Source organism: Curtobacterium sp. MCLR17_042 (assembly GCF_003234695.1).
Taxonomy (GTDB): domain Bacteria; phylum Actinomycetota; class Actinomycetes; order Actinomycetales; family Microbacteriaceae; genus Curtobacterium; species Curtobacterium flaccumfaciens.
The window spans coordinates 15,422-29,328 of the sequence record NZ_QKTD01000002.1 but is presented as its reverse complement, the minus strand read 5'-3'; the positions used below and the strand labels follow the sequence as shown (position 1 = coordinate 29,328).

The 13,907-nt window shown below is 72.0% G+C and carries 14 protein-coding genes; 9 read left to right on the top strand and 5 right to left on the bottom strand.

The features are described 5' to 3' along the window. The first annotated feature begins 9 nt into the window (after positions 1-9). From DEJ02_RS02400 to DEJ02_RS02370, 7 genes are all read left to right on the top strand, one after another. Positions 10-450, top strand: a complete 441-nt coding sequence (locus DEJ02_RS02400; protein ID WP_051596928.1) for a hypothetical protein — start codon at positions 10-12, stop codon at positions 448-450. After that, positions 447-908, top strand: coding sequence for an ImmA/IrrE family metallo-endopeptidase (locus tag DEJ02_RS02395; RefSeq protein ID WP_111024367.1), 462 nt, complete (start codon positions 447-449; stop codon positions 906-908). Before DEJ02_RS02400 ends, DEJ02_RS02395 begins: the two co-directional genes overlap by 4 nt. After that, positions 905-1,831, top strand: coding sequence for a hypothetical protein (locus tag DEJ02_RS02390; RefSeq protein WP_111031882.1), 927 nt, complete (start codon positions 905-907; stop codon positions 1,829-1,831). Before DEJ02_RS02395 ends, DEJ02_RS02390 begins: the two co-directional genes overlap by 4 nt. A gap of 162 nt (positions 1,832-1,993) precedes the next feature. Further along, positions 1,994-2,206 (top strand): SCO4848 family membrane protein, encoded by a 213-nt coding sequence (locus DEJ02_RS02385; RefSeq protein ID WP_027466517.1) that lies wholly within the window; start codon positions 1,994-1,996, stop codon positions 2,204-2,206. Positions 2,207-2,361: 155 nt separating this feature from the next. Continuing rightward, positions 2,362-3,039 (top strand): response regulator transcription factor, encoded by a 678-nt coding sequence (locus tag DEJ02_RS02380; protein WP_111031881.1) that lies wholly within the window; start codon positions 2,362-2,364, stop codon positions 3,037-3,039. Next, positions 3,032-4,429: a cell wall metabolism sensor histidine kinase WalK gene (locus DEJ02_RS02375; RefSeq protein WP_111031880.1), complete on the top strand. Its 1,398-nt coding sequence runs from the start codon at positions 3,032-3,034 to the stop codon at positions 4,427-4,429. The genes DEJ02_RS02380 and DEJ02_RS02375 overlap by 8 nt, the downstream gene beginning before the upstream one ends. Positions 4,430-4,478: 49 nt before the next feature. Continuing rightward, positions 4,479-5,132 carry a PepSY domain-containing protein gene (locus tag DEJ02_RS02370; protein WP_146249206.1) on the top strand — a complete coding sequence of 218 codons (654 nt, stop codon included), beginning with the start codon at positions 4,479-4,481 and terminating at the stop codon, positions 5,130-5,132. Positions 5,133-5,200: 68 nt separating this feature from the next. Here DEJ02_RS02370 and DEJ02_RS02365 read toward each other — a convergent pair whose 3' ends face one another. Beyond that, on the bottom strand, positions 5,201-5,500 hold the full coding sequence (locus DEJ02_RS02365) for a hypothetical protein (RefSeq protein WP_128780676.1): 300 nt from the start codon (positions 5,498-5,500) through the stop codon (positions 5,201-5,203). 76 nt (positions 5,501-5,576) lie between these two features. Next, positions 5,577-7,109, bottom strand: coding sequence for an amino acid permease (locus tag DEJ02_RS02360; protein WP_111031878.1), 1,533 nt, complete (start codon positions 7,107-7,109; stop codon positions 5,577-5,579). Positions 7,110-7,247: 138 nt separating this feature from the next. Between DEJ02_RS02360 and DEJ02_RS02355 the strand changes: the two genes are divergently transcribed. After that, the gene (locus DEJ02_RS02355; protein WP_111031877.1) at positions 7,248-8,411 is read left to right on the top strand and encodes a mechanosensitive ion channel family protein; all 1,164 of its coding nucleotides are present in this window, start codon (positions 7,248-7,250) and stop codon (positions 8,409-8,411) included. A gap of 122 nt (positions 8,412-8,533) precedes the next feature. Here DEJ02_RS02355 and DEJ02_RS02350 read toward each other — a convergent pair whose 3' ends face one another. Continuing rightward, a complete protein-coding gene (locus tag DEJ02_RS02350) occupies positions 8,534-8,722 on the bottom strand; it encodes a hypothetical protein (RefSeq protein ID WP_027466522.1) in 189 nt (62 codons plus the stop codon). A gap of 93 nt (positions 8,723-8,815) precedes the next feature. On the opposite strand from DEJ02_RS02350, the gene DEJ02_RS02345 reads away from it, so the two are divergent. Continuing rightward, on the top strand, positions 8,816-9,967 hold the full coding sequence (locus DEJ02_RS02345; RefSeq protein WP_110865404.1) for an SLC13 family permease: 1,152 nt from the start codon (positions 8,816-8,818) through the stop codon (positions 9,965-9,967). Between the two features lie 51 nt (positions 9,968-10,018). Here the strand turns inward: DEJ02_RS02345 and DEJ02_RS02340 are convergent, their stop codons facing one another. Further along, positions 10,019-10,990, bottom strand: a complete 972-nt coding sequence (locus tag DEJ02_RS02340; protein ID WP_111024374.1) for a magnesium transporter CorA family protein — start codon at positions 10,988-10,990, stop codon at positions 10,019-10,021. Positions 10,991-11,088: 98 nt separating this feature from the next. Continuing rightward, positions 11,089-13,890, bottom strand: a complete 2,802-nt coding sequence (locus tag DEJ02_RS02335) for a hypothetical protein (protein ID WP_111031876.1) — start codon at positions 13,888-13,890, stop codon at positions 11,089-11,091. Between the last annotated feature and the right edge of the window lie 17 nt (positions 13,891-13,907).

Sequence of the window (13,907 nt, the reverse complement as noted above, 5' to 3'; positions counted from 1 at the left end):
GAGTCCGAGATGGACACGGGTGATCTGAAGGGCGGGGCGCTCGACGCCGCCGAGCTCGCGCGCCGCCTCAACCTGCTCCTCGACTTCGAGGAGTCGCAGCGTGGTGCTCCGGTGCCGTTCTCCTCGATCGAGGAGTACGTCGCGGCGCACGGCGGGTCGCTGTCGCGGGCGAAGTGGACCTACATGCTCTCCGGCGACGGCCGCCGCAACCGCGACACCGAGCTCCTGCGCCTGCTGGCCGGGTACTTCGAGGTCGACGAACGCTTCCTGCTCGAGGACAGCGAGGTACCGGAACGGATCGGTGCCCAGCTCGCCCTCGTCCGGTCCCTGCGGTCCGCCCGCGTGAGCGGCTTCGCGGCCCGGACCTTCCCCGGTGAGCTCTCACCCGACGCGCTGCGGCGCATCGCCGAGGTGCTCGAGGAGGAATCGCAGCGGGGGAGCGTCGCATGACCGACGCCCTCGTCGAGGCGTTCTGGGCTCGTGGTGCCGCCGAGGGGTGGTCGGACGTCGACCAGGCCGTCGCCGCCGCCGCTGACGTCGTCGGCAAGCCGATCGTGGTGCGCGAGGAGTCGTTCCTGGCCGCCGAACCCGTGTGCGGCTTCGTGGCCACCCTCGAGCACGCGCACCTGGTGATGATCTCGCCGACGACCTCGCCGACGTTCCGCTCGTTCGTGATCGGGCACGAGCTCGGGCACGTCCTGCACCGGCACCAGGAGCACGCCCCGCAGAGCGCCTACATCCGTGACGTCATCCCCGACCTGCCCGAGTACAAGGTCGAGCGTGCGCTGGCCCGGGGGCTGTTCTCGAACACCTACGAGCACGAGGCCGAGGTCTTCGCCGACCGCCTGGCCACCGTGATCCGCCAGCACCGCGGCCGCCCGAGCGCCTTCCGCGGGGTCTTCGGGTGATCGTCGCCGTCGTCCAGGCGGTGCTGCTCATCGTCGGGACGATCGTGCTGTTGGTCCTGCAACGCGGGCAGGACCGTACCCTGGCGTTCACGTTCCTGCTCTTCGCCGCCACCATCGTGACGAACGTCGACCCGCTGTACCGGTGGCTCGACCCGCTGCTCGGCGGGTTCAACGTCGTCACCGTCATCAGCGACTGCCTCATGGTGGCCGGCACGAGCACGCTGCTGTGGGGCGTGGCGAAGGCGGTCGGCGCGGCGCGGCCCTGGCTCCGGAACGCGGTCGTGGTGTCGTTCGCCGCGGTCGTCGTGGTGGTCGTCGTCGCGTTCACCGTGCTCGACAAGCCCGCGACCACGACGACCTTCATGCTCGACGCCGGCTCGCATCCGGCTGCCACCGTCTACTCGATCGCGCAGACCGTCTACCTCGGAGTGGCCCTCGGCGCGACGGGGTTCATCTGCGTGCTCCGGCTGCGCGAGGCCCGGACGACCACCGACCTGGTGGGGCTGTGGGTCCTGGTCCTCGGCGGGGTGCTCGGGGTCGTCCGCATGGTCGTGGTCGTCGTGATGGACGTCGCCCACGTCGTCGGCGACCTGGACGTCACGCACGCGCTCTCGCTGCCCTACGACGTCACCACGCCGGGAGCCGTGCTGTGCGTGGCGTCCGGCATGCTCCTGCTCGTCGTCGGGCACCGGATCTCCCGCCGCCGCCGTGCCCGCCGTGTGGACGATGCGCTCCGCCGCCTGGCGCCGCTGCACGAACGGATCGGCGTGGACAACGCCTACCCGCCGACCGACGACCCCGCGACCCGGCTCAGCCGCCGCATCGTCGAGATCAACGACGGCGTCCGGGGAGCACGGGCGTCCCTGACCGACGCCGAGCGTGCCGCCCTCGCCGACGCCGAGGCCGCGCTCGAGACGGCGTAGTCCCTCGACGCTGCCGAAGAGGCCGTGTACAGTCTGTAGCAAGTGCTACAGATCCTGTGGCCTGCCGGGTCGGGACTCGGCCGCGTTGGGGGCGGCCGAGCACCACCCGCCCGGCGTCGACGTACCGGCATCGTCGCCGCGAACGTTCACTAGGATCGTCCCGTGCTCGTCTTCGCCGCAGTCGTCCTGTTCATCGGCGCCGTCTTCAACGTCGTCACCTGGCCGCGCTTCTTCCAGCGCGTCGCGAAGGACTCGCGTGCCCGCGACGCCGCCGGCAAGCCGACGACGTTCTACACGGTGCACCTCGTGCTCCTGCTCATCGCGCTCGCGATCGCCGTCGCGTCCGTGATCGCCGGGATCCTGCTGCTGGTCTGAGCACGCCGGGTCGGCGGCCCTGGTCCGGACCACCGCCGGACGGGAGGCCCGTGGCGGCGCCGCCACGGGCCTCCCGTCCGCCCCGGTCACCGTCGCGAGCCGCGCTGGCGGGCCGCTTCAGCCCTGCTTCAGCGGGGCACGGCAGGATCGACCCCATGCGTGTGCTGGTGGTCGACGACGAGGTCCGGCTCGCCGACGGCGTGCGCCGCGGCCTCGAGGCCGAGGGGTGGGCGGTCGACGTCGCGAACGACGGCGTGGACGGCCTGTGGCACGCGCGTGAGTTCCGCTACGACGCGATCGTGCTCGACCTGATGATGCCCGGCCTGAGCGGCTGGGCCGTGTGCGCGCAGCTCCGCGCCGATGGCGACTGGACCCCCGTGCTCATGCTGACGGCCAAGGACGGCGAGTGGGACCAGGTCGAGGCGCTCGACGCGGGGGCCGACGACTACGTCACCAAGCCGTTCTCGCACCCGGTGCTCGTCGCACGGTTGCGGGCGCTCGTCCGACGCGGCGCCCGTGAGCGCCCCACCGTGCTGACGCTCGGCGACCTCGTGGTCGACCCCGCGGCGCGCACCGTGGCCCGCGGTGAGATCCCCGTCGAGCTGACCAGCCGAGAATTCGCCGTGCTCGAGTACCTCGCACGGCACCCGGGACAGGTCCGGTCGAAGCGCGACGTCATCGAGAACGTCTGGGACGTCGACTTCGAGGGCGACCCGAACATCGTCGAGGTGTACGTCGGGCACCTCCGCCGGAAGCTCGACCGACCGTTCGGGCGTGCCGCGATCGAGACGGTCCGGGGCGCCGGGTACCGCTTGGCGGCGGACGGTGGCTGAGCGGCCGAAGCCCGGTGCGAGCGGAGCCGCACGAAGCAGGCCCCGGCGCGCCCGGTCGGTCCGGGCCCGCACCACGCTCGGCGCCGGGGTCGTCGTCCTCGCGGCGCTGGTGATCGGAGCCGTCGCGTTCGTCGTCGTGCTGCGGCTCGTGCTGCTCGACGGCGTGCGGACCTCGGCCGAGGCCGGTCTCGAGCAGGTGTCCTCCCGGGTCGAGGCGGACGGTGCGGCCGCGGTGACCGGCTACGAGGACGTCCTGGTCCAGGTGATCGGCGACGGCGGAGTGGTCCTGGCGCACGGCGAGGACGCCGACGGGGACGCCCTCCCGACCGCCGACGAGTCCCGGTGGACCCACGACGGCGAACGCTGGCTGCTCGTGGCGGACGACGTGGACCTGCCCGGCGGCGGCGAGGCGACGCTCGTCTACGGCGCCACGCTCGACCAGGCCGACACCGCGGTCCGCACCGCCGTCGTGCTCCTCGCCGTCGGGGTGCCCGTGCTGGTGCTCCTGCTGGTCGCGGTCACCTGGGCCGTCACCGGACGCTCGCTGCGGCCGGTGGAACGGATGCGCACCGAGGTCGAGACGATCCGGGCGGCCCGTCCGGACGCCCGGGTCGAGGTCCCGGACACCGGCGACGAGGTCGCCCGGCTCGCGAGCACCATGAACGCCATGCTCGACCGCCTCGAACGGTCCGCCGAGAGCCAGCGACGGTTCGTGTCCGATGCCTCCCACGAACTCCGGTCGCCGATCGCGTCGATCCGGCAGCACGCCGAGGTCGCCGTCGCGCACCCGGAGCGGACCGAGGTGGCGGACCTCGCCGACGTCGTGCGGTCCGAGGCGGTGCGCCTGCAGGACCTGGTCACCGGGCTGCTCGAGCTCTCCCGCCTCGACGAGGGCGGGATCCGCACGCGGCGCCCCGTCGACCTCGACGACCTCGCGCTCGACGCGGTGGCCCGCGCGCGGGCACGGTCGACGGCGGGTGTCGCGCCCGAGCGGCACGGCGACGCCCCGGTGGTGCGGGTGGACGGCTCGGCGATCTCGGCAGCGCGGGTCCTCGGCGACGAGCGCGTGTTGGCTGGGGTGGTCCGGAACCTCGTCGACAACGCCGTCCGGCACGCGAGCACACGCGTCGCCGTGTCGCTCACCGAGCACGACGGGTCCGCGGTGCTCACGGTCGACGACGACGGCACCGGCGTCCCCGAGGACGAGCGCGAGCGCGTCTTCGAGCGGTTCGTCCGTCTCGACGAGGCCCGCAGCCGGGACGCCGGCGGCGCGGGGCTCGGCCTCGCCATCGTCCGCGACGCCGTACGGGCGCACGGCGGGGACACGACCGTGGTCACGTCCCCGCTCGGCGGCGCACGGTTCGTCGTCCACATCGCACTCGGCGGCTGAACAGGCGGCTTCAGGGCTGCTTCAGCACCCCGACGCGATGCTCGTCCACATGAACTTCCGTACCCAGCACCAGAAGCCCTCCGCCCGCCGCATCGCCGCGTTCGCCGCCCTGCCGATCGTCGCGGCGCTCGCACTCACCGGGTGCGCCAGCGACGACTCCGACGACGACACCGGCTCGGCCGGCTCCGGCTCGGTCGGTTCGTCGGCGACGGACCCGGCCGGCACCGGCACCGGCTCGTCATCGTCCGGCTCGACGTCCTCCGGCTCGAACAAGGCCCTGCTCGCCGCCGTCGCCACCGCACGCGGTGAGGTCGGCTCGGGCACCGTCATCTCGGTCGAGCAGGAGCAGGGCGCCTCCGCCTACGAGGTCCTCGTCGTGACCAAGGACGGCACCGAGCACGAGGTGCACACGAACGCCGACGGCACCTCGGTCGCCGGCACCCCGCAGACCGAGGCCGCCGACGCGGACGACAAGGCCGAGCACGAGCGCTTCGTCGCCGCCGCCGACCTGAGCGTCAAGCAGGCCGTCGACGCCTTCCAGGACCTGCACGCGGGGACCGTGACCGAGCTCGGCCTCGACGACCACGTCGGCACGGTCGTCTGGGAGGGCGACGTGCTCGACTCGTCCGGCACCAAGCACAGCGTGCGCATCGACGCCGGCTCCGGTGACGTCGTCACCGACCGCGTCGACACCGACGACTGAGCCGGGCACCCGGGCAACGGGGCCCCGGGCAACGGGGCTGCGGGCCCCGGGCCCCGGCACCGGCGTCCTCAGGACTCCAGCGGCGGGCCGAGCACCTTCCGGATCGCCAGCGCAGCGAGCTGCTCGTCCGGGGTGTCGAGCAGCACCCGGTAGGTGTCCTGCCCGGCGATGAACTCGACGCAGACGGCGTCCTCGTCGCACGGTCCGAGGCGCCACCCCTGCACCGCGTCCATCGGCACCACGGTGCGCGTCTCGCGCTGGTAGTCGGTCTCGGCCTCGAGACGATCCGCGAACACCCGGAGGCGTCCGTAGGCACCTCGCCAGCTGAGCTGCAGGTCGAGGGTGGGAGAAGGAGAGCGGTCCGGCACCCGCTGATGGTAGCGACGGGTGCCGGACCGCTCGTGTTCGGCACTGGGGCCTTGCGTTCCGGGGACAAGCGGAGCGCTAGCTCCCGTCGCCGTCGCGTCGCACCGAGGCGGCGGGGTCGCGGACGCCGATCGGGTAGGGGCCGGTGACGCCCTCGCGCAGGGCGGCGATGCGCAGGATGCGGTCACGCTGCAGGAACCAGCCGACGACGAGCAGCGGGATGATGATGACGAGCGACGCGATCGTGTACGTGCCGACGGGGTAGTCGATCGCCATCAGGACGATGACCGAGGCGAGGAACGCCAGGGTCAGCCAGGCGGTGACCGGAGCACCGGGCAGCTTGAACGAGGGTTCCTTCGCGAGCCCCTGCTTGGCCCACTGGCGCAGCCGCATCTGGCACAGGATGATCGTGCCCCACGCGGTGATGATGCCGAGGCTGGCGATGTTCAGCGCGATCTCGAACGCCTGCTTCGGGACGAAGTAGTTCAGCACGACGCCCGCGACGGTGAACGCCGCGGTGAGCAGGATGCCGGCGTAGGGGACGCCGCCCTTCGACATCTTCGTGGTCCACTTCGGCGCCGAACCGTTCATGCCCATCGAGTGGAGCGCGCGTCCGGTGGAGTACAGTCCGGCGTTCAGCGACGACAACGCGGCGGTGAGCACGACGAAGTTCATGATGCCGCCGACGATCGCGCCGACGTGCGGGTTGCCGAGCGACGAGAAGAACGTCACGAAGGGGCTCTCGCCCTCCTTGTAGGCCGTGTACGGCAGCAGCAGGGAGAGCAGGACGATCGACCCGACGTAGAAGACCGCGATGCGGAAGACGACGGAGTTGATCGCACGCGGGATGACCTTCTCGGCGTTCTGTGTCTCACCCGATGCGGTGCCGACGAGCTCGATCGCGGCGTAGGCGAAGACGACACCCTGGATCACGATGACCGCGGGGAGCAGCCCGTTCGGGAACAGCCCGCCGTTGTCGCCCCAGATCGAGAAGCCGGTGCGCACGGCCTCGCCACCGGCCTCGACCGGGAACGCGAAGACGAGCCAGATGATCGCGACGACGAGGAACGCCACCAGTGCGGCGACCTTGATCAGGGCGAACCAGAACTCGAGCTCGCCGAACACCTTCACGGCGACCATGTTCGCCGCGAGGACGACGATCAGGGCGATCAGCGCCAGCAGCCACTGCGGCGCCGCGGTGAAGGCCGACCAGTACTGCAGGTAGATCGCGACCGCGGTGGTGTCGACGATCGATGTCATCGCCCAGTTCAGGAAGTACATCCAGCCGGCGGCGTACGCGAACTTCTCGCCGTAGAACTCGCGGGCGTACGAGATGAACGACCCCGAGGACGGGCGGTGCAGCACCAGCTCGCCCAGGGCCCGCAGGATGAAGAAGGCGAAGATCCCGGCGACCAGGTAGGTCAGCGCGAGCGCGGGGCCCGCGGTGTGCAGGCGTCCACCGGCACCGAGGAAGAGGCCGGTGCCGATCGCGCCGCCGATCGCGATCATCTGCAGTTGCCGGGGCTTCAGACCGTGCTGGTAGCCCTCCTGCTCGTGCGAGAAGTCGTTCGCCGGCGCTCGGTTGCCACCCGTGTCGTTCTGCGCTGTCATGCGAGAGAACCTACATGCGCACCGGACCGGGGCGTCACGCAAAACCCGGTTCGGTCGAACCGCGGCGACTGAACGTCCGCACAGCCGACGGCGGCCCGAACCTGAACGACGACCGTCGTCCGTTGCTTGCATGGAGGGATGGACATCCTCCTCCGACTCCTCGTCGCGATCGGGTTCGCCCTGCTCGTCATCGCCGTCGTCGCCCTCGTCCTGCACCTGGTCCTCCGGGCGATCGCGCGCCGTGAACGATGGGCCGGCGTGCTCTCGCGACGGACGAAGCACCCCTTCCGCACCGTGCTGCTGGTCGTCCTGCTCTGGATCGCGTTCACGTCGAGCATCCCGCGGAACCCCGACGCCTACCCGTGGCGCGACGAGGTCGCGCACGCCTTCCTGATCGTCACGATCGCGACCGGTTGCTGGCTCGCGTGCCAGGTCGCGATCTTCCTCGAGGACCTCGGGCTCCACCGCTTCCGCATCGACGTGCCCGACAACCGGCAGGCGCGTCGCATCCGCACCCAGGTGCTCATCATCCGGCGGCTCACCGTCGCCGTGCTCGTCATCATCGCGGTCGGCGCGATCCTGCTGACCTTCGACGGGGTTGAGGCCGCGGGCGCGAGCGTGCTCGCCAGCGCCGGCCTCATCTCCGTGGTCGCGGGCCTCGCCGCGCAGTCCACGCTCGGCAACGTGTTCGCCGGCATGCAGCTGGCGTTCTCCGGGTCGATCCGCGTCGACGACGTCGTCGTGGTCGAGCAGCAGTGGGGACGGATCGAGGAGATCACCCTGACCTACGTCGTCGTGCACCTGTGGGACGACCGTCGGTTCGTGCTGCCGTCGACGTACTTCACGAGCACGCCGTTCGAGAACTGGACCCGGACCGGCAGCGAACTGCTCGGTGCCGTCGAGTTCGACCTCGACTGGCGGGTGAGCCCGGCGGACATGCGGGCGGAGCTCGACCGGATCCTCGACACCTCGACGATCTGGGACCGCCGGGTCAAGGTGCTCCAGGTCACGGACGCCGTCGGGGGACTGGTCCGGGTCCGCATCCTCGTGACGGCACCCGACGCCGGCGGCCTGTTCGACCTCCGCTGCTACGTCCGCGAGGAGATGGTCGAGTGGATCCAGCGCACCCACCCGGACGCCCTGCCGGTCCAGCGGGTGCAGCTCACCGAGCCGGGTGCGGCGGCACCGCGCCGCCGCGGACGCCCGGCAGAGGGGGACTCGCAGCTGTTCGGTGACGACGAGCGCGGCGCGCTCTTCACCGGACCGATCCAGACCTCCGGCATCCCGGAGTCCGAGCGCTGACCCGGTGACGTGACCGCGTGCCGTGCACGGGACGGAAGACGGACGGGAGGCCCGGTGCCAGCTGGCACCGGGCCTCCCGTCCGTCAGCCGGGTCGCGTCCGCGACCCCTGCCGCGTCTCGAGCTACTGGCGCGCCTTGACCGCGCGGTCGTCCTCGACGACCGTGCCGATCGCCACGATCGTCGTGGCGAGCCACGCGACCCAGGTCAGCGCGAGCCGCCAGTCACGCGGTCCCTGGCGGGTGGTCTGCAGCACGCTGTAGCCGCTGATGAGCGAACTCCACACCGCACCGTTGAACATGAACTTGCGCACAGAGGCCTCCTGTCGTCGTGCTGACAACGCTACCGGCCCGTACATTGGAGCGCCGCCGGTCACCCTGCCGCGGTGTCTGCCGGAGGAGTGTTCGTGCGTCAAGCGGTCATCGGAGCAGCCCTGCTCGTGGTCGGCGCGGTCTGCGTCGTGTTCGGGCTGCTGCCCCTCGACGACCTCGCCGTGCTCGCCGACCGGGTCCTGCCGGTCCTCGGGTTCGTGCTCGGGCTGACCGTCGTCGCCGAGCTCGCCGCGGACGCCGGGGTGTTCGACCGCCTCGCCGACGTCGCCGCCCGGGTCGGTGGCGGGCGCACCATCGGCCTCTGGGGCGCGGTCGTCGTGCTCGCCGTGCTCTGCACCGTCTTCCTGTCGATCGACACCACCGCGGTGCTCCTCACCCCCATCGTGATCTCGCTCGCACGGCGCGTGGGACTGCCCCCGATGCCGTTCGCCCTGACCACGGTCTGGCTCGCGAACACGGCCTCGATGCTGCTGCCGGTGTCGAACCTGACGAACCTGCTCGCCGTCGACCGGATGGGGCTCGGCGGCCCGCTGCCGTTCGCCGGGCTGATGGCCTGGCCCGCGGTCGCCGGGGTGGTCGTGCCGTGCGTCGTCCTGCTCGTGGTGTTCCGCGGCAAGCTGTTCGGCCGCTACTCGCCGGTGTCCGTCCGCACGCCGAAGGACCCGGTCTTCTTCTGGGCGGCCTCCGCGGTGCTCGTCGCGCTCGTCGTCGCGCTGACGGCCGGGGTGACCGTGTGGATCGCCGCGGTCCTGGCCGCCGTGGTGCTCGTCGTGGTCGCGGCGTTCCGGTCACCGTCCGAACTCCGGGTGTCCCGCGTGCCGTGGTCGACCCTGCTGTTCGCCGCCGGGCTCTTCGTGGTGGTCGAGGCGCTGCACACGACGGGCATCACCGACCCGATCGTGCACGCGCTGCAGGGCGGCACCGGGACCGGTCCGCTGCTGCTGCTCGGCGGTGCGGGCGCGGTCGCCGCGAACGGCATCGACAACCTGCCGGCGTACCTGGTGCTCGAACCGGCCGCCGGGCACGAGGCCGTCCGGTACGCGGCGCTGCTCATCGGCGTCAACGCCGGCTGCCTCATCACGCCGTGGGCGTCGCTCGCGACGCTGCTGTGGCACGCACGGCTGTCGGCCGAGGGCGTGCACCTGTCCTGGGGCCGGTACATGGCGCTCGGGTGCGTCGTCGCGCCGCTCACCGTCGTCGCCGGGGTCCTGGCGCTCGCGCTCTGACGCCGGCGGAGCCCGGTGCCGAGGCGGTGCCGGTGCCGGTGCCGTGCGCGGTCAGAGCCAGTCGCGGGTCTTGAAGACGCGGTAGAGCACGAGCGACGACGCGGTGATGATCGCGAGCGAGGCCCAGAGACCACTCCAGGCGCCCTCGCCCGGGAACTTCACGTTCTGCCCGAAGAAACTCGTCACACCGGTGGGGATCGCGATGATCGCCGCCCAGCTCGTGACCTTCTTCATGACGGTGTTCTGCCGGTTCGACGCCAGGTTCAGGGTCGTGTCGAGCACGCTCGACACGGCGTCACGGAGCTGTTCGACGGAGTCGGCGATCGAGACCAGGTGGTCCTCGACGTCGCGGAAGTACGGCCGGATGCCGTTCGAGATCGTCTCCGCGTCACCATGCAGCAACGAGGCGACGCTGTCCCGCGTCGGGACGACCAGCCGCCGGAGCACCCCGAGGGTCTTGCGGAGCCGGAACGACCGCCGCTGGATCTGCTGCTCGCGGGGGTCGCCCGGTTCGAACAGGTCGTCCTCGAGCGCATCGATCTGCCGCTCGAGGTCCTCGACGGTGTCGGTGGCCCGGTCGACGACCGCGTCGAGCAGCGCCCAGACGAGCCAGGGCACGCCGTGTTCGGCGATGTCGGAGTTCGCCGTGAGCCGGTGTTCCATCGGGGTGGTGTCGACGTCGGACCCGTGGATGGTGACGAGCGCCCGTTCGGTCACGAAGGCCTTGACCTCGTGCGTGATCAGGTCACCCTCGTCGTCCGTGCCGCCCACGTCGTAGACGACCAGGAACAGACTGTCCCGGTACCGGTCGAGCTTCGGCCGCTGTCCGTGCTCGACGGCGTCCTCGACCGCGAGCGCGTGGATGCCGAGCTCCTCCTCGATCTGCTCGAGGTCGGCCGCCGTCGGGTCGGTGTAGTCGATCCAGACGAAGGTGTCCGGATCGGCGACGAGGTCGGAGATCCGGTCGACGGGGAAGTCCCGTTCGACCGTGTCGCCCTTGCACCACGCCCGTGTCCTGACCATGCTCGTCAGCCTACTGAGACGGCCGACCCGGGATCTCCCGGGTCGGCCGTCGTGGTGCTGCGGCGCCGTCAGCCGGCTCCTGCTCAGCCGGCTCCTGCTCAGTAGGCGGAGACGAGCTTGCCGTCCTCCACCTTCAGGTACTGGTTCACATCGAATGAGTCCTCGCCGCGCTTCTTGTCGCCCAGGTACGAGGTGTAGCCGTACGAGACGCTCCCGTCCTTCGTGCTCGTCACCATCACGGTGCCGGCGCGGGACGCCTCGACCTCCAGCTCGGGCATCGACGTGACGTCGTACTGCACGCCGCCGTCGGCGTCGTAGGGCCCGTACCAGGGGCAGCCGCTCAGGGCCCGGAGCTCGGTCTTCTCGGCGCAGTCGTCGATGAGGTCGGTCACGTACTGCTCGGCGTCCTGTTCGAGCGCCTTGGTCGCCTTCGGCGCGAAGTCGACGTAGCCGGACGTGACCGCGCCCACGGCGACCTTCTCGGTGCCGCCGGTGAAGTACTTCGTCCCGCCGACCGAGACCTGGTAGGTGCCGGGGTAGGCGAGGGACGTGAACTTGCCGTCGCTGATCTCCCCGATCTCCTTGCCGCCGACGGTCACCGGAGCGCCTTCGAGGACGTCGGAGGCCGTCAGGGTCACCTGCTGGGCCAGCGGCTGCGTGACACGCCACTCGTCCTTCACCAGGAACGAGGTGCCCGTGCGCCGCAGCGACACCTGGCCGGAGCGGTTCTTGCCGTCCTGGGTGTAGCTCAGGGTGGCGATGGCGGTGTCACCGGTCCGGGCGACCCGGCCGACGCGGATGTCCGACGGGCGGTCCTTCGCGCTCCCGAGCACCTTCGAGTCGAGCATCGCCGCGTCGTCGGGGATCTCGCTCAGGTCGGCGGCGGTGTCGGCGTCACCGCTGGCGATGGCCTGCACGTAGGACTTCACGGTCGGCGCCGGACCCCAGACGTTGGTGCGGAGGACGCTCGTCGTGACCGCACCGGCGATGACGACGACGATCACGGCGCCACCGGCGATGAGCGAACGGACCAGGATCTTCTTGGCCCGCGGGGACATCGGTGCCGGAGCGGGGGCACCACCGCCGATGAACGGCTGCGACCCGTCGGCCGGTGGTGCGCCGTACGGGGGCTGCGTGCCGTAGGGCGGCTGCGACCCGGCCGCCGGCTGCGCGCCGGAGATCGACTGCACGCCGTACGCGGGTTCCTGGGCAGGCCCGGCCGGCGGGTACGGCACGTGCTGGTCAGCGGCCGGGGGAGTGTTCCACGCGGCGGCGGCCGGCGCGTCCGCGGCGACAGGCGCGCCGGGTGCAACGGGAGCGCTGGGCGCACCGGGCGCACCGGGCGCACCGGGCGCGGCCGGGTCGACGGTCGCGGTGGGCGCGACGGGCGCACCCTGGGCCGCGGCGGGCCCGGCTTGGCCGGCTGCGGGCCCTGCCGGGAACGCCGGCGGCACGACGGGGCGGGGGTCCGCTCCGACCAGGCGGGACGTCCGGAGCACCACGGCTCCGCCGAGGCGGGGCAGGAGCACCGGGGCGAGGTACCGGGCGACGACCTCGATCGCGCCGCCCCACAGGGCGAAGACGATCGGCGTCCACGGCGCGATGCCGATCGACCCCGAGCCGTCCACGGAGCTCGTGCTGCTCACCTGGTACGAGACGACGCCGGTGCCGAGGACGAAGCAGAGCAGACCGAGTGCGAACCACACCAGCGGCGTGACGACGCAGTCGAGCGTGGTGCGGATCCGGTCGTTGCGGCGGACGGCGAGGGCGAGCCCGGCCGCGACCGAGGTGACGACGACGAACAGCACGACGAGCCAGGTCCAGCCGCCGGCTCCGCCGAACACCGAGGCGGTGTCGCTGGCGGACCCGAAGCCGGACGTCCCCACACCACCGAAGAACCCGAGCGCGACCAGTCCGATCGCGACGTTGCCGAGCAGGAGCGGCAACGCGGAGCCGTAGGACGGCTGGGCGATCAGGGCGACGACGATGACGACGAGGGCGACCAGCACCACGAGGACCGTGAGCTGCGACGCGGCGACCCGGAGCGTGCCGAGCAGGCGGGCGGTGAAGACGTTGCGCCCGGCGAGGACGGAGGGCCGGGCGAGGAGTGCCGCCAGGGCCCCGATGACGAACGCACCGATGATGCTGCCGAGACCGACGGCGTGCACCGGCTCGATGACCGCGCCGGACACCGACGGGAACCGGATCGCGAAGAGGCCGGCGGCGACGTTCGTGAGCACGGTGGTGACGAGGCCGGAGACCACCGCGGTGACGAGCACCTGCGTGCGGCCGAGGTCACGCGTGCGGATCCGGCGGGTGAGCACGACGGCCAGGACGACCTGCGCGGCGAGCACCAGCGCGGGCACCACGGCGAGCGAGCCCGAGCCGGAACCGAGGAACCCGATCGACCCGGACAGGTGCAGTCGGCCGAGGTCGGCGAGGGCCACGAGCTGCGCCGGCGCGCCGAGCAGGACGCTCACGCCGGAGAGCAGGGACTCCACGTCGGGGGCCGAGCCCGCGCCGAGGTCGGTGCCGGACCCGGTGGACGGAGCGGCCGACCCGCTGCCGCCCGACGCGAGCAGTCCGACGGTGATGAGCAGCGAGAGCCCGGCGACGACGTACGCCGCGACCCAGCCGCCGACGGCGGCGAGCACGGCCGCCAGCCAGTCGCGACCGGACACGGACCGCAGGAAGCGACCGAACGCATCGGACGGCTGCGCGGCGGGGGCGGGCTGACCCGACCACTGCTGCGGGCCTCCAGGCTGCTGCTGCCAGGCGGGCTGGCCGTTCCAGGCGGGCTGGCCGGAAGCGGGCTGGCCCGATCCGGCCTGGCCGGTACCGGGCTGGCCCGGACCGGGCTGCGACGGCGGGACGGGCTGGTTGGGCGGGTTCTCGCTCACGGCTGGGGGTCCTCTCC

Coding starts and splice junctions, on each gene's coding strand:
- DEJ02_RS02395 (WP_111024367.1), top strand. CDS start 447: ATGACCGACGCCCTCGTCGAGGCGTTCTGGGCTCGTGGTGCCGCCGAG.
- DEJ02_RS02400 (WP_051596928.1), top strand. CDS start 10: ATGGACACGGGTGATCTGAAGGGCGGGGCGCTCGACGCCGCCGAGCTC.
- DEJ02_RS02360 (WP_111031878.1), bottom strand. CDS start 7,109: ATGACAGCGCAGAACGACACGGGTGGCAACCGAGCGCCGGCGAACGAC.
- DEJ02_RS02380 (WP_111031881.1), top strand. CDS start 2,362: ATGCGTGTGCTGGTGGTCGACGACGAGGTCCGGCTCGCCGACGGCGTG.
- DEJ02_RS02370 (WP_146249206.1), top strand. CDS start 4,479: ATGAACTTCCGTACCCAGCACCAGAAGCCCTCCGCCCGCCGCATCGCC.
- DEJ02_RS02355 (WP_111031877.1), top strand. CDS start 7,248: ATGGACATCCTCCTCCGACTCCTCGTCGCGATCGGGTTCGCCCTGCTC.
- DEJ02_RS02340 (WP_111024374.1), bottom strand. CDS start 10,990: ATGGTCAGGACACGGGCGTGGTGCAAGGGCGACACGGTCGAACGGGAC.